Origin of the sequence: Bradyrhizobium sp. WSM2793 (assembly GCF_000379585.1) — a bacterium.
GTDB lineage: Bacteria > Pseudomonadota > Alphaproteobacteria > Rhizobiales > Xanthobacteraceae > Bradyrhizobium.
The window spans coordinates 18,340-33,596 of the sequence record NZ_KB902835.1 but is presented as its reverse complement, the minus strand read 5'-3'; the positions used below and the strand labels follow the sequence as shown (position 1 = coordinate 33,596).

Annotated in this window: 18 protein-coding genes; 9 read left to right on the top strand and 9 right to left on the bottom strand. The window is 65.5% G+C overall.

Annotated features, from left to right (window positions below):
- Positions 1 to 25: 25 nt before the first annotated feature.
- Positions 26 to 277: a hypothetical protein gene (locus A3AS_RS0139530; RefSeq protein ID WP_018322946.1), complete on the top strand. Its 252-nt coding sequence runs from the start codon at positions 26 to 28 to the stop codon at positions 275 to 277.
- A gap of 19 nt (positions 278 to 296) precedes the next feature.
- Here A3AS_RS0139530 and A3AS_RS0139525 read toward each other — a convergent pair whose 3' ends face one another.
- The 5 genes from A3AS_RS0139525 to A3AS_RS0139505 all read right to left on the bottom strand — a co-directional run bounded on the left by A3AS_RS0139525 (position 297) and on the right by A3AS_RS0139505 (position 3,791).
- Entirely contained in the window at positions 297 to 482 is a 186-nt protein-coding gene (locus A3AS_RS0139525) for a hypothetical protein (RefSeq protein ID WP_018322945.1), read from the bottom strand.
- Positions 483 to 659: 177 nt separating this feature from the next.
- Positions 660 to 941 (bottom strand): cell division topological specificity factor MinE, encoded by a 282-nt coding sequence (gene minE, locus A3AS_RS0139520; protein ID WP_018322944.1) that lies wholly within the window; start codon positions 939 to 941, stop codon positions 660 to 662.
- Positions 938 to 1,753: a septum site-determining protein MinD gene (gene minD / locus A3AS_RS0139515; protein ID WP_018322943.1), complete on the bottom strand. Its 816-nt coding sequence runs from the start codon at positions 1,751 to 1,753 to the stop codon at positions 938 to 940. Before minD ends, minE begins: the two co-directional genes overlap by 4 nt.
- 19 nt (positions 1,754 to 1,772) lie before the next feature.
- Complete coding sequence (gene minC / locus A3AS_RS0139510; RefSeq protein WP_018322942.1) at positions 1,773 to 2,471, bottom strand: septum site-determining protein MinC; 699 nt, start codon at positions 2,469 to 2,471, stop codon at positions 1,773 to 1,775.
- Positions 2,472 to 2,774: 303 nt separating this feature from the next.
- The gene (locus tag A3AS_RS0139505) at positions 2,775 to 3,791 is read right to left on the bottom strand and encodes an ABC transporter substrate-binding protein (protein WP_018322941.1); all 1,017 of its coding nucleotides are present in this window, start codon (positions 3,789 to 3,791) and stop codon (positions 2,775 to 2,777) included.
- A gap of 100 nt (positions 3,792 to 3,891) precedes the next feature.
- On the opposite strand from A3AS_RS0139505, the gene A3AS_RS0139500 reads away from it, so the two are divergent.
- From A3AS_RS0139500 to A3AS_RS0139475, 6 genes are all read left to right on the top strand, one after another.
- A complete protein-coding gene (locus tag A3AS_RS0139500) occupies positions 3,892 to 4,539 on the top strand; it encodes a TetR/AcrR family transcriptional regulator (RefSeq protein ID WP_018322940.1) in 648 nt (215 codons plus the stop codon).
- An 83-nt stretch (positions 4,540 to 4,622) separates the two neighbouring features.
- Positions 4,623 to 5,393 (top strand): ABC transporter permease, encoded by a 771-nt coding sequence (locus tag A3AS_RS0139495; protein ID WP_018322939.1) that lies wholly within the window; start codon positions 4,623 to 4,625, stop codon positions 5,391 to 5,393.
- Between the two features lie 26 nt (positions 5,394 to 5,419).
- Positions 5,420 to 6,457 carry an NAD(P)-dependent oxidoreductase gene (locus A3AS_RS0139490; RefSeq protein WP_018322938.1) on the top strand — a complete coding sequence of 346 codons (1,038 nt, stop codon included), beginning with the start codon at positions 5,420 to 5,422 and terminating at the stop codon, positions 6,455 to 6,457.
- On the top strand, positions 6,444 to 7,265 hold the full coding sequence (locus A3AS_RS0139485; protein ID WP_018322937.1) for a GNAT family N-acetyltransferase: 822 nt from the start codon (positions 6,444 to 6,446) through the stop codon (positions 7,263 to 7,265). Before A3AS_RS0139490 ends, A3AS_RS0139485 begins: the two co-directional genes overlap by 14 nt.
- Positions 7,266 to 7,271: 6 nt before the next feature.
- On the top strand, positions 7,272 to 8,327 hold the full coding sequence (locus A3AS_RS0139480) for a dihydrodipicolinate synthase family protein (RefSeq protein WP_018322936.1): 1,056 nt from the start codon (positions 7,272 to 7,274) through the stop codon (positions 8,325 to 8,327).
- Positions 8,324 to 9,097, top strand: coding sequence for an ATP-binding cassette domain-containing protein (locus A3AS_RS0139475; protein WP_020508821.1), 774 nt, complete (start codon positions 8,324 to 8,326; stop codon positions 9,095 to 9,097). Before A3AS_RS0139480 ends, A3AS_RS0139475 begins: the two co-directional genes overlap by 4 nt.
- Positions 9,098 to 9,243: 146 nt before the next feature.
- Here A3AS_RS0139475 and A3AS_RS0139470 read toward each other — a convergent pair whose 3' ends face one another.
- From A3AS_RS0139470 to A3AS_RS0139460, 3 genes are all read right to left on the bottom strand, one after another.
- The gene (locus A3AS_RS0139470) at positions 9,244 to 10,335 is read right to left on the bottom strand and encodes a TRAP transporter substrate-binding protein (RefSeq protein ID WP_018322934.1); all 1,092 of its coding nucleotides are present in this window, start codon (positions 10,333 to 10,335) and stop codon (positions 9,244 to 9,246) included.
- 219 nt (positions 10,336 to 10,554) lie between these two features.
- Positions 10,555 to 10,812: a hypothetical protein gene (locus A3AS_RS0139465; RefSeq protein ID WP_018322933.1), complete on the bottom strand. Its 258-nt coding sequence runs from the start codon at positions 10,810 to 10,812 to the stop codon at positions 10,555 to 10,557.
- A 66-nt stretch (positions 10,813 to 10,878) separates the two neighbouring features.
- Positions 10,879 to 11,844 carry a DUF2778 domain-containing protein gene (locus A3AS_RS0139460; protein WP_026202846.1) on the bottom strand — a complete coding sequence of 322 codons (966 nt, stop codon included), beginning with the start codon at positions 11,842 to 11,844 and terminating at the stop codon, positions 10,879 to 10,881.
- Between the two features lie 189 nt (positions 11,845 to 12,033).
- Between A3AS_RS0139460 and A3AS_RS0139455 the strand changes: the two genes are divergently transcribed.
- Both A3AS_RS0139455 and A3AS_RS0139450 read left to right on the top strand, forming a co-directional pair.
- Entirely contained in the window at positions 12,034 to 12,465 is a 432-nt protein-coding gene (locus tag A3AS_RS0139455; protein WP_018322931.1) for a DUF1810 domain-containing protein, read from the top strand.
- 105 nt (positions 12,466 to 12,570) lie between these two features.
- Positions 12,571 to 14,652: a methyl-accepting chemotaxis protein gene (locus A3AS_RS0139450; RefSeq protein WP_018322930.1), complete on the top strand. Its 2,082-nt coding sequence runs from the start codon at positions 12,571 to 12,573 to the stop codon at positions 14,650 to 14,652.
- A 6-nt stretch (positions 14,653 to 14,658) separates the two neighbouring features.
- On the opposite strand, the gene A3AS_RS0139445 is transcribed toward A3AS_RS0139450, so the two are convergent.
- Positions 14,659 to 15,249 carry an NADPH-dependent FMN reductase gene (locus A3AS_RS0139445; protein WP_018322929.1) on the bottom strand — a complete coding sequence of 197 codons (591 nt, stop codon included), beginning with the start codon at positions 15,247 to 15,249 and terminating at the stop codon, positions 14,659 to 14,661.
- Positions 15,250 to 15,257 lie beyond the last annotated feature (8 nt).

The window sequence follows — 15,257 nt, the reverse complement described above, 5'->3', positions numbered from 1 at the left end:
GCTCCTTTCGCACAGGAGAAGCCCAATGCGGATGACGCATCTCATGGTCGCCGGCTTGCTCGCGATGAGCGCAACGCTGGCCGCCCCGGCACAGGCAAAGAATTCCGACGCCCAAAAGGGCGAGGACAAATCGACCTCGTCGTCCTCGTGCAGCGCCTATCAGCAGGCGCCGGACGGATCGTGGGAACAGCTCCCCTGCAGGGAGGCGGGCGAGCGCGGCCAGCCGCAGACGCAGCATCGATCCCCGTCACGGGGGCCGGATCGAGAGGAACGCTGAAGTGATTCCGGTCCAGCGATCAGCTGTGGGCCGGCCCGCGGATGATCCTCATGGCGTCGGCGATGTGACGCCATTCCTTGGCCTCATCGGCCTCGCCGCGGCCCTCGCAGGCCTGGGCCTGCTCAGCGGCCTTCGCAATCGCAGCAAAACCATGCCGTTCGAGCATCTGCCGCGCGACGGTGTGGACCTGGACCTCGGACATCATGGGCGCTCTCCCGTCTGACCAGACCGCAGGCCGCATCGCTCCCGCGGTCGTTCACAACGATTGAGGGCGGGACCTCGTTCCGCACCGTCCCTATGGTCCCAAAACAAAGGCGGCCCGCTATGCCCAGCGGACCGCCTTCTCACCCACCCCAAAGCTGGAGTTCGTCGGCCGCGTCCCCTATGCGACCGCCGCTTTCTTGCGATCGAAGTCGTTGGGCACCTCGATATCGACCTCCAGGGTCGATACGTCGTCGCCACGCTCGAGCCGGACGATGACCTTGGTCGGGTCAAGCGTGACATGCTTGGACACGACGGCGAGAATTTCCTCACGCAGCACCCCGAGCAGATCGGGTTGGCCACGCATTCCGCGTTCATGGGCAAGCAGGATCTGCAGCCGCTCGCGAGCGACGGGTGCAGAGGCCTTTTTGCCGCGGAGAAGCCGAAGCAGACCCATGCTCATGCAGCCCTCCGTCGCAGCAGACGATCCATAAAACGCTTGCGCTCAGTCGGAACCTGCATCGGCACGGTGTCGCCGCACAGCCGGCGCGCCGCGTCGATATAGGCCCGCGCCGGTGCGCCGTCCGCGTTCGACAGCGTCACCGGTGTGCCGACATTGGAGGCCTTCAAAACGTCCTGGCTCTCGGGGATGATGCCGAGCAAGGGCGTTGCGAGGATTTCCAGGATGTCGTCGATGGTCAGCATCTCGCCGCGCGCGGCGCGGGAGGGATCGTAGCGGGTGATGAGAATGTGCTTCTCGACGCGCTCGCCCTTCTCGGCCCGCACCGTCTTGGAATCGAGCATGCCGATGATGCGGTCGGAATCGCGCACCGAAGAGACTTCCGGATTGGTGACGATCACGGCCTCGTCGGCAAAGCGCATCGCCATGGAGGCGCCGCGCTCGATGCCGGCGGGGCTGTCGCAGATCACCCAGTCGAAACGGCTGCGCAGATCGTCGATGACCTTGCCGACGCCCTCTTCCGTCAGCGCATCCTTATCGCGGGTTTGCGAGGCTGGGAGCAGCCAGAGGTTTTCCAGCCGCTTGTCCTTGATCAGCGCCTGCGGCAGCTTTGCAACGCCCTGCACCACGTTGATGAGGTCGAACACGACGCGGCGTTCGGCGCCCATCACGAGGTCGAGGTTGCGCAGGCCGACGTCGAAGTCGACGACGACGACCTTGTCGCCGCGTTGCGCCAACGCGGCCCCCAGCGCGGCGGTCGTCGTGGTCTTGCCGACGCCCCCCTTGCCTGATGTCACGACCAGTACCTTTGCCATTTCTGAAATCTCCTTCTGGTCAGTTCAGCGCGGTAATTCGCATGGTGTTGCCCTGCAGCCAGGCCTGGGCCGGCTTGCCGCGCAGGGCCTCGTCGATATCGTCGGCGGTCTGATAAAACCCATCGATTGCAAGCAGTTCGGCTTCGATCTTCTGGCAATAGATGCGCGCGCTCGTGCGACCGTTCACGCCCGCCATGGCGCGGCCGCGTAGCGCGCCATAGACGTGGATGGAACCGCCGGCGACGACTTCGGCACCCGAGCCGACCGAGCCGAGGATGGTGACGTCGCCTTCGGGAAAGATCACGGTCTGGCCCGATCGAATTGGGTTCTCCAGCAGCAGCGATGTCGGCTTGGCCTCGGACTTCGTCTCGGCCTTCTTCGGCGCGTTCGGCTCGATCACGCAGCTGCGCCCGCCTGAGAGCAGCGGCGGCATCATCGGGGTCAGCCTCGCCTCCTCAACACCCTCGATGCCGAGCACGCGGATGTTGCGGTCCTGAAGGCTCGTGAGCAAATGGCCGATCCCGGACTGGCTGAGATCGACCGAGGACAGGTCGATCACCACGGGCCGGCCGGCAAAGAAGCCCGGCGAGCGCGCAATGGTGGCATCGATCTCGTGCAGCCAGTCCTGCACCGGAACCGTCGGCGTAAACACGAAGGCCACATAAGAGCGCCCGCGCAGGCGCACCATTTGGCGTTGAGGTTTGACTGCAGCCTCCATATCGGCCGACTCGTTCCCTGTTATTGAATGGTTAACGATGCGGCGGATATGGTTAATGGCCGGTTAATTTCTCCGTGGGGTTACGTCGGGGTGGTTAGCTGGCTGGTCGGCGCTCTGGATCCCGTCATCCTGAGGCGCGAGTGGCGCGATGCTCAAGCATCGCGCCGGGAGCCTCGAAGTATGAACGGCCCCCCTGATGCAGCCGGGCCGTCGCCCTTCGAGGGCCGCTGAAGAAGCGGCCGCCTCAGGGTGACGGGACGCAGAGCTGCTCGCAATCACGAGGACCGACGATGAGCCCGCCCCCTACTTCTTCACCTTGCTCGCATCCATCTTGATGCTCGGATCCAGCATCTTCGTCGTGAACGCCGTCGAGACGTCGAAAGGCTTCTCCATGCCGAGATAGGTCTGGACCAGCTCGTAGTCCTTCTTCATCCGCTCGCCGTCGATCCAGCCGAGACCCTTGGTGGTGGTGAACTCGTCGGTCATCAGGAACTTGATGCGCTCCCACTGGCGCTCCTGGTTCGCCTGGTCGAGACCGGAGACCTGGTCGAGCAGCGCTTTCAGGCACGGCGCGACGTCGGCAACGCAGGCCGCAAAGGCCTTCTGCGTGACGCGCACGAACTCTTCGACGACCTTCGGATTCTTCTGCAAGTAGGCGCCGTTGACGATCAGCGAATTGCCGTAAGGGTTGAGCCCGATGTCCTTCCAGTTGACGTAGCCGAGGTCCTGGCCGAACTCGATCACCTTCAGATCGTGCTCGTTGTAGAAGTCGCTGATGATGTCGACGGTGTGGCTCTTCAATGCCGCGATCTTCGCGGTCGGCCCGACATTGACGAAGCCGACGGCATCGGGCGCAAGCCCGGCGGCCTTGGCAAACGCCGGCCACATCACGCGCGAGGCATCGCCGGGCGGATTGCCGATCTTGTGGCCGGCAAAGTCCTTGACGCCGTTCACGCCGTAGCTCTTCAGCCAGTAGAAGGTTTGCCCGGTATTGGCATAGACGCTCATCACCGCGACCGTGTCGGCGCCCTTGCTCTTGGCCACCAGCATGGTGGCGAGATCGGCGACGCCGAAGGGCGAGCCGCCGGAGCCGACCTTGGCGGCGGAAACGCCCGAGCCCTTGCCGGTCTCGATCGTGAGGTCGATGCCCGCCTTCTCGTACCAGCCTTGCGCCTTGGCATAATAATACGGCGCGTGATCGGCCGTCGGCGTCCAGTTCAGGATCAGATTGACCGCTTCGCCCGCATGCGCGGGCGCCGCGGCTGCACCGAGCATCAGGGTCAAGACCAGGGCCGAGCCCGCCGCCTGCAAACGCTTCATCGCATCTCTCCTCGTTGCCGCGACCCGGCTTGTCGCTCTCCCCTTGTGAGGATACCAATGCAACAAGCCCGCCCTCAACTTGTCAACTGTTTGGTTGGAAATGCCCGCAAAACGATCTGGCGACACCGTGCCGCAGCGCCGCGACCCCGTCGCCACCCGCAACAAGCTGCTGACCGCGGCGCGCCTGGAATTTGCCCGGCACGGCTTTGCGGGCGCCCGCGTCGACGAGATCGCCGAGCGCGCCGGCGTCAACAAGCAGCTCGTCTACCACTATTTCGGAGACAAGGACGCGCTTTACCTCGCCGTACTCGAATGGGTCTATGAGGACATCCGCGAGCAGGAGCGCAAGCTCAATCTCGAAGGCCTGCCGCCGGAGAAAGCGATCCGCAAGCTGATCGAGGCTTCGTTCGACCATCTGGCCGCACACCCTGATTTCATCGTGCTTTTGAACGACGAGAACCGCGGCGGCGCCCGCCACGTCCGCGGCTCGACGCGGCTGGAAGCGATGCACTCCCCGCTGGTGAAGAGCGTCTCCCACATTCTCAACGAGGGGGTGCGCGCGGGCGTGTTCCGCAAGGGCGTCGACCCCGTCCAGCTCTATATCTCCATTGCGGGCCTCAGCTATTTCTTCTTCTCCAACACGCCGACGCTGTCGGCGATCTTCGGCAAGGACCTGTCGAGCCGCACTGCACGGCGCGCCCGCCGCCGCCATGTCGCCGATTTGGTGCTGCAGTCGCTCCGACCCTAATCAACCAACTGGTTGAAACTTCCCCGGAAGGCGGCTAGGCTTGCGACCTGCGGCATCGCCGCCGCGCCAACAGGGAGCAATCGGTGGCAGGAGACAGCGCACGCGCCTCGCGCAGCTTTGCGATCATCCTGATCGTGCACCTCGGCGTGCTCGTGCTCTGGCAGGTCGCGGTCGATGCCTTTCACGTGCCGAAATTCATCCTGCCCTCCCCGCTGGCGACGGTGCAGACGCTGGGAACCGCGAGCTACGCCTGGGGCGCCAATACGCTTGTGACAGCGGTCGAGATCCTCGGCGGCTTCGCGCTCGGCGCCTTCGTCGGCGTCGCGCTGGCCGTGATCTTCAGCTGGGCGCCGCTGCTCAGCCTCGTGCTGCTGCCGCTGTTCGTGACGCTGAACATGATCCCGAAGGTCGCGCTCGGCCCGCTCTTCATCGTCTGGTTCTCCTACGGCATCATCCCGAACATCCTGATCGCCTTCAGCATCTGCTTCTTTCCGATCCTGCTCACCACCGCGCGGGGCCTGCGCGAGGTCGAGCCGGACCTGCTCGATCTCGTCAAATCCCTGCGCGGCTCGCGCTGGACGCTGTTCCGCAAGATCCAGCTGCCGGGGTCGCTGCCTTACGTGTTCTCAGGCATGAAGGTCGGCGCCATCCTGGCGGTTGCCGGCGCCATCGTCGGCGAGTTCATCGCCTCCGAGCGCGGGCTCGGCTACCTCATGATCCAGGTGCAGTCGGCGCTCGACACGCCCGCGATGGTGATGGCCGTCGTGCTGCTGACGCTGCTCGGGGTCGCTCTCTACGGCCTCGTCCTGATCCTCGAACGCATGTTCGTGGTCGGTGACGCAAGGCAAACCTGACAACGGCAGAACCAAGGGACAAATCCATGCTGCTCACCCGCCAGACGCTGCCGAAGACCATCCCCGATATCGCAGCCCTCGACGAGTTGCTGTGCCGTCCGACGCAAGCGCTGATCGACGACCTCGCCAAGGTCGAGGGCGACATCATGATCCTCGGCGTCGGCGGCAAGATGGGCCCGACGCTGGCCGGGCTCGCCAAGGCCGCCGCGCCCGATCGCCGGATCATCGGCGTGGCCCGCTTCAGCGACGCCGGCGTGAAGGACTGGCTGCACGCGCGCGGCGTCGAAACCATCAATTGCGACCTGATGGACGAGAAGGCAATTGCGGCGCTGCCGAAGGCGCCCAACATCGTCTTCATGGCCGGCCGCAAGTTCGGCGCCGAGGGCGATCTGTCGCTGACCTGGGCGATGAACGCGCATGTGCCGGCGCTGGTGGCACAGGCCTTCCCGTCCTCGCGCATCGTGGCGTTCTCGACCGGCTGCATCTATCCCTTCGTCCCCGTCGACGGCAAAGGCTCGACCGAGGACATGGCGCCGAACCCGCCCGGCGAATACGCGCAATCCTGTGTCGGCCGCGAGCGGATGTTTGAGTATTTCTCGCACAAATTCGCGACGCCGGGCCGGCTGTTCCGTCTCAATTACGCAATCGACATGCGCTATGGCGTGCTGCACGACATCGCGACGAAGGTGCTCACGGGCACGCCGATCGACGTCAGCCTCGGTCATGTCAATTTCATCTGGCAGGGCGATGCCTCGGCGCAGGCGCTGCGCTGCCTCGCTCATTGCACGACACCGACCTCGCCGATCAATGTCAGCGGCCACGAGATTCTGGCGGTGCGCGATCTCGCCCAAAGTTTCGGCGCAAGGTTCGGCCGCGCGCCGGTGCTGACCGGCAAGGAAGAGCCGACAGCTTGGCTGACCGACACATCAAGGGCGGTTGACCTGTTCGGCCTTCCGGTCGTCGACACCGAGCAGTTGATCGCCTGGACCGCCGATTGGGTCTCGCGCGCCATGCCGAGCCTCGGCAAGCCCACCAAGTACGAGGTGCGCGATGGCCGTTACTGACGCCCCGCACATCGTCCAGCTCGGCGTCGACGACGCGATCGCGGGGCTGGCGTTGTCGACGGAAGCGCACTGGAACCAGACCGACGAGGATTGGCGCATCTTCCTGCGCGACGGCGTCGTGTTCGGCATTCGCGACGGCATGCGGCTGGTCGCAACCGCAGCACTGCTGCCCTATTCCGGCAACAACGCCTGGATCAGCATGGTGCTGGTATCAGGCACGCATCGCCGCCGTGGCCTTGCCACCCGTCTCGTCGACGCCTGCCTGGAGACGGCGCGTCAGAACGGCCTGACCAGCTGGCTCGATGCCACGCCGGACGGCGCCGCCGTTTACGGACCGCTGGGGTTTACTCCGACCCTGCAATTGCGCCGCCTGAAGCTGATGAAGCCTGCGCGGGCCGAAGCGCCGCCATCGTCATCCGCGACGCTCGATGCGCTTCGTATACGGGACCGGCGGGCCACCGGTTTCGACCGGACCGCCCTCCTCTCCGCCTTCGCACAGCGTTCCGGCTCGCGCATCGTCGGTGCGAACGGCGCCATCGCACTGGTTCGCGACGGCCGGACCGCCCGCCATATCGGCCCGTTGTTGGCCGACAATGCCGCGGCAGCTCTGGCGCTCGTTGACGCGATCGTGCGTTCCGAGACCAGCCCGCTCCTGCTCGACGCCGTCGCGTCGCAAGCAGCGTTCCTGGAAGGCTTGACCGCCTCCAGCTGGACCATCGAGCGGCCGTTCCAGCGCATGCGGTTCGGCCCCGCCACCGTCACGGGCGAGGAAATGCCATTCGCCGTCGCCGGCCCTGAATTCGGATAGGACATCATGCATCACAGCCAGATCAACAGCGACATCCGCAACCTGATCACTGAGGGCACCGTGATACCGGCGCATCCGCTCGCGCTCACCGCTGCGCGCCAGCTCGACAAGGCGCATCAGCGTGCGCTGACGCGCTATTACATCGACGCCGGCTCTGGCGGCCTTGCCGTCGGCGTGCACACGACGCAGTTCGCGATCCGCGACGTCGGTCTCGACCGTCCGGTGCTCGAGCTCGCCGCCGAGACCGCGGCGAGCTGGACCAAGCGACCGCTGGCGATGGTCGCAGGCCTCGCGGGTCCGACAAACCAGGCGGTCACCGAAGCCCGTACCGCGCGCGACATCGGCTATCATGCCGGCCTGCTCAGCCTCGCCGCGATGAAGAGCGCCTCCGAGGACGAGATCATCGCGCACTGCACGGCGGTCGCCGCCGAGATCCCGCTGGTCGGCTTCTATCTTCAACCGGCCGTCGGCGGCGTCATCCTCTCCGCCCGGTTCTGGCAGCGCTTCGCCTCGATCGACAATGTCATCGCGATCAAGATCGCGCCGTTCAACCGCTATCGTACCCTCGACGTCCTGCGCGGCGTCGCGGCCGCCGGCGCGCTCGACCGCGTCGCGCTCTACACCGGCAATGACGACCACATCCTGCTCGATCTGATGCTGCCGTTCGATCTGCGCGACAACGGCGTCACCACGCGCACCTACTTCAAGGGCGGTCTGCTCGGCCATTGGTCGGTGTGGACGGCCAGTGCAATCAAGCAGTTCGAGCGCTGCAAGGCGGCGCGGCACAAGGACAGCGTGCCGGCCGACCTGCTGGCACTCGATGCCCGCGTCACCGACTGCAACAGCGCCTTCTTCGACGTCGCCAACAATTTCCACGGCTGCATCGCCGGCTGCCACGAAGTGCTGCGGCGCCAGGGCCTGATGAAAGGCCTGTGGTGCCTCGATCCGAACGAGGGCCTCAGCCCCGGTCAGAAAGAGGAGATCGACCGCGTCTATCGCGCGCACGCCGACCTCAGCGACGATGCCTTCGTCGCCGCCAATCGGGACAAGTGGCTGGCATGAGCCCTGCCCCCTTCATCAGCCTGCAGGGCGTCCGCAAGGTCTATCGCAGCGGCGGCGCCGAATTCCTGGCGGTTTCCGACGTCACCATGGACGTGCAGGAAGGCGAGCTGGTCTCGCTGGTCGGCCCGTCCGGCTGCGGCAAGACCACGGTGATGAAGATCCTGGCCGGCCTGCACGGTGCCGACGGCGGCACGGTGAAGATCGGCAACGCCAACAGCCCGTTCGATCCGACCCGCGACATCGGCATGGTGTTCCAGCAGGCCTTGCTGCTGAAATGGCGGACGATCCTGGACAATGTGCTGCTGCCGGCCGAGATCGTCGGCCTGCCAATGAAGGCGGCACGCGAGCGGGCGCGCGACCTGCTCAACCTGGTCGGACTCGTCGGCTTCGAGCAGAAATATCCGCAGCAGCTCTCCGGCGGCATGCAGCAACGCACCGCGATCGCACGCGCCTTCATTCACGACCCAAAGCTGATCCTGATGGACGAGCCGTTCGGCGCGCTGGACGCGCTGACGCGCGAGCAGATGAATCTGGAGATGCTGCGGATTTGGCGGGAGAGCGGCAAGACCATCATCTTCGTCACGCATTCGATCCAGGAAGCCGTGTTCCTGTCGTCGCACTGCGCGGTGCTGACGGCGGGACCTGCGAAGATGGCCGACTATTTCCCGATCGACCTGCCCTTCCCGCGCGACTTGCCGCTCAAGACGACCGATGCGTTCGGCGCCTATGCAAGGCGGATCTACGCGAAGCTGGGGCTTGGGGCGGCGTAGGACCGCTTGCTCAGGTCCCGTAGGGTGGGCAAAGCGAAGCGTGCCCACCATTGCAAGCGGCAGAAAGAACGTGGGCACGGCGCAAGTGCGCCTTTGCCCACCCTACGAGAGCGCGGCGCGATCGCGGCACCGCGCCCTCCTCACAATCAGCTCTTGTTGCGCATCTTGCTGAGCAGATAGTTGTCGTAGAAGTTCTCCGCGATCTGCGTATAGAACAGCAGCTCCTTCATATACGCGTCGTGGCTTTCCTTGGTCCGCTTGAACAGGTCGCTCTTGGCGGCGAGCTCGCTCAGATGCTCCTGGGTGGCGTTGTAACAGGCCTCCAGCACCGGTTGCGGGAACGCCCTCAGCTCCGCGCCGTTGGCGATCAGCCGCTTCAGCGCCGCCGGATTCACGCTGTCGTATTTCTCGAGCATCCATGCGCCAGCCGCCGCGCCGGCCTGGTTGACGATCGCCTGGTACTGCTTGGGCAGCGACGCCCATTTCTCGTCGTTGACGATCATGTGCAGCATCGCGCCGCCTTCCCACCAGCCCGGGAAGTAATAGTACTTGGCGACCTTCTGGAAGCCGAGCTTCTCGTCGTCATAGGGGCCGACGAATTCGACCGCGTCGATCGTGCCCTTCTCCAGCGCCGGATAGATGTCGCCGCCTGCGATCTGCTGCGGCACGACGCCGAGCTTGGCAAGCACGTGGCCGCCCATGCCCGCGATGCGGAATTTGAGGCCCTTGAGGTCGTCGACGGTCTTGATCTCCTTGCGGAACCAGCCGCCCATCTGGGTGCCCGAATTGCCGCAGAGGATGGCGTGCGCCTTGAACGGTTTCAGCGCCCCGTTGGTGAGATCGGCGCCGCCGCCGAAGTGCCACCACGATTCCTGATGGCGGTGATTCATGCCGAACGGCGCGCCGGTGGCGTAGGCCAGCGCCGGCTCCTTGCCGATGTAGAAATAGAGCGGGGTCTGCGCCATCTCCACCGATGCGGTGCTGACGGCATCGAGCGCCTGCAGGCCCGGAACGATCTCGCCGGCGCCGAAGGTCTGGATCTGGAATTTGTTGTCGGTGGCCTCAGCGACGTATTTCGCGAAGGTCTGCGCCGTGCCGTAGATGGTGTCGAGCGACTTCGGGAAGCTCGACGTCAGGCGCCATTTGATCTCGGGCGCGCTCTGCGCGATCGCAGGTGCTGCAACCAGCGACGTCGCGCCGGCGACCGCGCCGCCCTGCAGAAATGTACGGCGTTTCATGATGGGGTCTCTCCCTGAACTAAATTTCAAACATATGGCTTGCGGCGGCGATCTTCGCGGACCGTTTGCCCGTTCCCGTAGCGGAGTTCAAGATGCGCGAGGAGATGGCCCTGTAGCCTGGATGGAGCGGAGCGAAATCCAGGAATCGTGCCACAAGCGACAGGGGTCCCGGACTACGCTGCGCTCCATCCGAGCTACGAGACTATGAGCTGAAGGGCTTCAGAGCAGCTTGGCGCTGACGAACAGCGCGCGCACGGCGTTGGTTGCCTGCACCGCCAGCATCGCGTTACCGGCTGCGCCTTCCAGAGCCTCGACGGCGTCCTCGTGCAGGGAGCGGAATTCCATCCATTCGACCGACTTGAAGTTGGTCAGGAATTGATAGGCCTGACCGACGGTCGCGATCGCCAACGTGTCGCCGTTCAGCTTGATCTTGAACGTCGTACGCAGCGGGGTCTCGGAACTTGATGGATCACTCATGGGCTGCTTCTGGACGATGACGGCTTAACGAAGGGGAAACGGCAGCCCCGCCGCAGCAGGCGAATATCAGGAGTCGGTGCTGGCGCGCTGCGAGGCAGTCGCAGATCCGCTCAGACTCGGCACCACGACCAGGCGGTTGAACTCGCCATTGTCGTAAGCCTTGAGGAAGCGATCATAGTCCTTGATCGAGACGCAGCCGTTGGAATCGCCGCGCGGCCCGAGCATGTAATTGTGGGTGAGAAGGCCGACGCGGCCGAGCGCGCTGGTGCCATCGGTGGGCGTCAGGCGCAGCGCGCGGACACCGTGGAACAGCTTCTCGCGCGGCTTCAGGTCGTAGGTTGCGGGCGGGGTCGCGCCGACCATGCGCTGGTCGACATGATTGGGGTCGTCCATCAGCGCGCCCATGCCGGAATGGGCTTCCAGCGCGACGCCGCTCGGCAGGTAAAGTGCCTTGGCCTTGATGTCATAGACCGCCGTACGCGAATCGTAGCCGAGAGCGGCCAGATCTGGCGCCTTGCCGAACAGGCCGTCGCTGGGTGTCAGCGAGGCGAGCCTGATCTTGTCGGTGAATTTTTCGAAGAAGTTGCGGTTGTCGACCTTGGGGTTGGTCTCCGCATAGGCCTGGCTGGAGGCGATCTGGGCGGAGAAGTCCGCCTGGGTCGGGCGCGAGCGCGGCATCGGGATGGCGTCGGCACGCTGCGAGGGCCTCGTCTCGTCGACCACGTGCCGGTCATCATCGGTCAGGGTCGTGCGCCAATCGTCGCCCTGGAGCTTCTGGGCGAGCATCGCCTTGGCGTCGCGGAGCTTGAGCTGGACCGCACTCAGGGCGGAACGCTCCATCGTCCGCAGGCCGAGCTCGCGGGCGGGCGGGTTGCCGGACGCCGACGCGAAACGGTCCTCGAAAGAAGGGGCATTGGCCGGCGGCAGCGCAGCAGTGATTAGCGGGGTCGAATTGCCAAAATTCGAATTCCCGATGTCAGTGACCCAGGCGGCGGCGCCAAGCGCCATCGCGACGGCGGCCAGAGACAGCAGAACTCTCTCGGCTCGCCCGACACGGCGGCGCGACAACAGCCTCTCGGCATGTGCTGCGTCGGAAACCATCAGATCCCCAAATCGACCCCCGGGGGGCCCAACCCCCGCCCGGAGACTCTATACCAGCTACCACATTGGGAGCCAAAAGTTAGGCATAATCGCGGCCGGCAAGCCCTCCTAAGGTATCCAATGACCGATCCTTTCGATCTAGAGCGCTTCGTAACGGCCCAGAACCCGGTTTTTCGCGCCGTCCAGGCGGAGCTGGCCCGGGGCCGGAAGCAGACTCACTGGATGTGGTTCGTCTTCCCTCAGATCGCCGGCCTCGGCTTCAGCGCCATGTCGCAGCGCTACGCCATCGGCTCCCCCGCGGAGGCCAAGGCCTATCTCGCCCATCCCGTGCTCGGGGCGCGCCTGATCGAATGCACCGGGCTGGTGCTCGCGGTTCAGGGCCGGAGCATCAACGCGATCCTCGGCGCGCCAGACGATTCCAAATTCCGCTCGTCGATGACGCTGTTCGGCGCGGTCTCCGATGAGCCCGTCTTCGGCGAGGCGCTCGCCCGCTATTTCGCAGGCGAACGCGACGCCGCGACGCTGGAAATCCTTGCCACCCTCGGTCGCTAAGCCAGGCGCGCACCCGCGGCATCCACCAGCGTAAACCCGCGATTAATACGGTCTGTCTATTTTCCGGAGAATATCTTTCTCCCCGCGCCAATTGCCGGACAGATCATGAAAATCGGAACGCTGCTGACCATCGCCATCGTCTCACTCTCGACCGTGGGCGGCGGCCTCGCCGTCTACGTCGCCGTGACCAAGTACCAGACGATGGAGCGGATCGGCGAGGCGCAAGGCCGCCTGGCGATCGTCCGCGCAGCCAGCGACATCCCGCGCTATCTCAACCCCGAGCGCGGCTTCTCCACCAACATCCTCTACGGCCCCGCCACGATCGACCCTGCACTGCTCGCCGAACAGAACAAGCTGCGCAAGCAGACCGACGGCGCCCGCGACAGGATGAACGTGCTGCGCAAGGAGCTGCCCGGCTCGTTCGACGACGGCAACAGCGTCGGCAGCAACATCGATGGCATCAATGCGAAATTCACCGCCTTGCGCGAGGCCATCGACAAGGCGCTCACCGGGCCGGCGGAGGCCCGCAAGGACGCAGCCAAGAAGATCGTCGCAGACAATGCCGTGCTCAACAGCGGCGTGACCGCGCTGCTGAACGAGCAGGTCCGCCGCATGGCGATCCTGAACGGCGACGCCTACCGGCAGGCCAGCTACGCCAATACCGCCATGACGCTGCGCGACGTCGGCGGCTTCAACTCGAGCCTGCACAAGAACCTCGTCGGCGGCAAGAAGCCGGCGACCGATGCCGAGAAGGCTGACATCGGCCGCTCGCAGGGCCGCAACGACCAACTCGTGATGGCCCTTCTGGAATTGCGCGGCAATCCGGCAACGCCGGCGAACGTCGCCACCGCACTGGAAAAGTTCAATTCGATCTATGTCGAGGAATTCGGCCGCGAGCTCAAGCTCGTCAAGGACGGCGCCGTCAGCGGCAAGTACGAACACGATATGGACACCTATTACGCCGCCACGCAGCGCGGCCTCGGCACCATCATCGAGGTCCGCGACGCGTTCTATGACAATGCCGAGCAGATCCTCGCCGGCGCCTCCTCGGCCGCGCGCACCAGCTTCACCATCGCGCTTGCAGGCCTTGCCGCCGTGCTCGTCGCGAGCGTCGGCCTCATCGTGATGGTTCGCCGCCGCGTCTGCGCGCCGATCGTCGGCCTGACGAGCCGGATGTCGCGGCTTGCCGAGGGCGAGGTTGCGGACAGCATCCCGGGCGCCGAGCGCTCCGACGAGATCGGGGCGATGGCTGCCGCCGTCCAGGTCTTCAAGGACAACATGATCCGGGCCGACCGGCTCGCGGCCGAGAAGCAGGCCGAGAACGACGGCAAGATGCGCCGCGCCCAGGCGCTCGACGAACTCACCCGCGCGTTCGAGGCCAAGGTCACCGAGCTCGTCGGCGGCCTGTCCCGGGCCTCCTCGACCATGGAAAGCACGGCCCAGTCGATGACTTCGACGGCGGCCCAGACCAACAGCCAGGCCGCGGTCGTCGCCACAGCCTCGGAGCAGACCTCGACCAACGTGCAGACCGTCGCCAGCGCCACCGAGGAGCTGACCTCCTCGATCTCCGAGATTGGTCGTCAGGTCGCTCAATCCACCGAGATCGCGGCCCGCGCCGTCGAGAACGCCCGCCGCACCGGCGACACCGCACGCACCCTCGCCGAGGGCGCGCAGAAGATCGGCGACGTCGTCACGCTGATCCAGAGCATTGCCGAGCAGACCAATCTGCTCGCGCTGAACGCGACCATCGAGGCCGCCCGCGCCGGTGAGGCCGGCCGCGGCTTTGCCGTGGTCGCCTCCGAGGTGAAATCGCTGGCGGGCCAGACCGCCAAGGCCACCACCGAAATCTCCGAGCAGATCACGGCGATCCAGACCGCGAGCGACGAGACCGTGGCCGCGATCCGCAACGTGGCCGACGTTATCGGCGAGATCGACCAGATCGGCACCGCGATCGCCGCAGCGATCGAGGAGCAGGGCTCGGCGACCAAGGAGATTGCCCGCAGCGTCCAGGAGGCCGCCCGCGGCACCCAGGAGGTGAACACCAACATCGCAGGCGTGCAGCGGGCCGCCGACGATACCGGCGCGGCCGCAAGGGAAGTGCTCGGCGCCGCCGAGCAGCTCTCGACCCAGTCGCGCGATCTCGCCGGCCAGTTCGACCGCTTCCTCGGCGAAGTCAGGGCGGCGTAGACAAGTTCAATAAGGCGGCGCCTTGCGCGCCCGCTGCGCCTTCGCCGCCTCGATCCACCAGGCGAGATCGTCGGCAAAGCGCGGGAACGCGCGCTCCAGGGCCTTGCCGCCGTCGCCGATCGGCTCGCCCTCGGCCGACAATGTCTGCGCGATCGGGCCGACGCCGATGGTGCTCGACACCACCACCATGCCCATCTCCGACAGCGTGCCGTGCCAGGCGGTCGCGGCGCGCGCGCCGGAAAAACGGCCGGCGGAATAGCTCACGATCGCGGCCGGACGCCAGAACCACTCTTCGAGGAAATGGTCGGTGAGATTCTTCAGGCCGGGCTGGATGCCCCAATTGTATTCGCCGGTGACGAAGACGAAGCCGTCGGCGCCGCGGATCTGTCCCGCCAGAATCTCAAGCGCTTCAGGTGCCGAACCCTTCGGATACTCCTTGTACATGCGGTCGAGCATCGGCAGGCCGATCGCCTTGGCGTCGATCAAGGTGACATCGTCGCCCCGCGCGCTCAGCCGATTGATGACGAAATTCGCAAGGCGGATGCCCATGCGGTCGGAACGGTACGAACCGTAGAGGACGAGGATGTGATTGCTCATGGCCGGAT

Bases quoted from the DNA above. Each gene is read 5' to 3' on its own strand.
- A3AS_RS0139455 (WP_018322931.1), top strand. From the start codon at position 12,034: ATGACCGATCCTTTCGATCTAGAGCGCTTCGTAACGGCCCAGAACCCG.
- minD (WP_018322943.1), bottom strand. From the start codon at position 1,753: ATGGCAAAGGTACTGGTCGTGACATCAGGCAAGGGGGGCGTCGGCAAG.
- A3AS_RS0139470 (WP_018322934.1), bottom strand. From the start codon at position 10,335: ATGAAACGCCGTACATTTCTGCAGGGCGGCGCGGTCGCCGGCGCGACG.
- minE (WP_018322944.1), bottom strand. From the start codon at position 941: ATGAGCATGGGTCTGCTTCGGCTTCTCCGCGGCAAAAAGGCCTCTGCA.
- A3AS_RS0139475 (WP_020508821.1), top strand. From the start codon at position 8,324: ATGAGCCCTGCCCCCTTCATCAGCCTGCAGGGCGTCCGCAAGGTCTAT.
- A3AS_RS0139485 (WP_018322937.1), top strand. From the start codon at position 6,444: ATGGCCGTTACTGACGCCCCGCACATCGTCCAGCTCGGCGTCGACGAC.
- A3AS_RS0139500 (WP_018322940.1), top strand. From the start codon at position 3,892: ATGCCCGCAAAACGATCTGGCGACACCGTGCCGCAGCGCCGCGACCCC.
- minC (WP_018322942.1), bottom strand. From the start codon at position 2,471: ATGGAGGCTGCAGTCAAACCTCAACGCCAAATGGTGCGCCTGCGCGGG.
- A3AS_RS0139525 (WP_018322945.1), bottom strand. From the start codon at position 482: ATGATGTCCGAGGTCCAGGTCCACACCGTCGCGCGGCAGATGCTCGAA.
- A3AS_RS0139465 (WP_018322933.1), bottom strand. From the start codon at position 10,812: ATGAGTGATCCATCAAGTTCCGAGACCCCGCTGCGTACGACGTTCAAG.
- A3AS_RS0139480 (WP_018322936.1), top strand. From the start codon at position 7,272: ATGCATCACAGCCAGATCAACAGCGACATCCGCAACCTGATCACTGAG.
- A3AS_RS0139445 (WP_018322929.1), bottom strand. From the start codon at position 15,249: ATGAGCAATCACATCCTCGTCCTCTACGGTTCGTACCGTTCCGACCGC.
- A3AS_RS0139530 (WP_018322946.1), top strand. From the start codon at position 26: ATGCGGATGACGCATCTCATGGTCGCCGGCTTGCTCGCGATGAGCGCA.
- A3AS_RS0139450 (WP_018322930.1), top strand. From the start codon at position 12,571: ATGAAAATCGGAACGCTGCTGACCATCGCCATCGTCTCACTCTCGACC.
- A3AS_RS0139490 (WP_018322938.1), top strand. From the start codon at position 5,420: ATGCTGCTCACCCGCCAGACGCTGCCGAAGACCATCCCCGATATCGCA.
- A3AS_RS0139505 (WP_018322941.1), bottom strand. From the start codon at position 3,791: ATGAAGCGTTTGCAGGCGGCGGGCTCGGCCCTGGTCTTGACCCTGATG.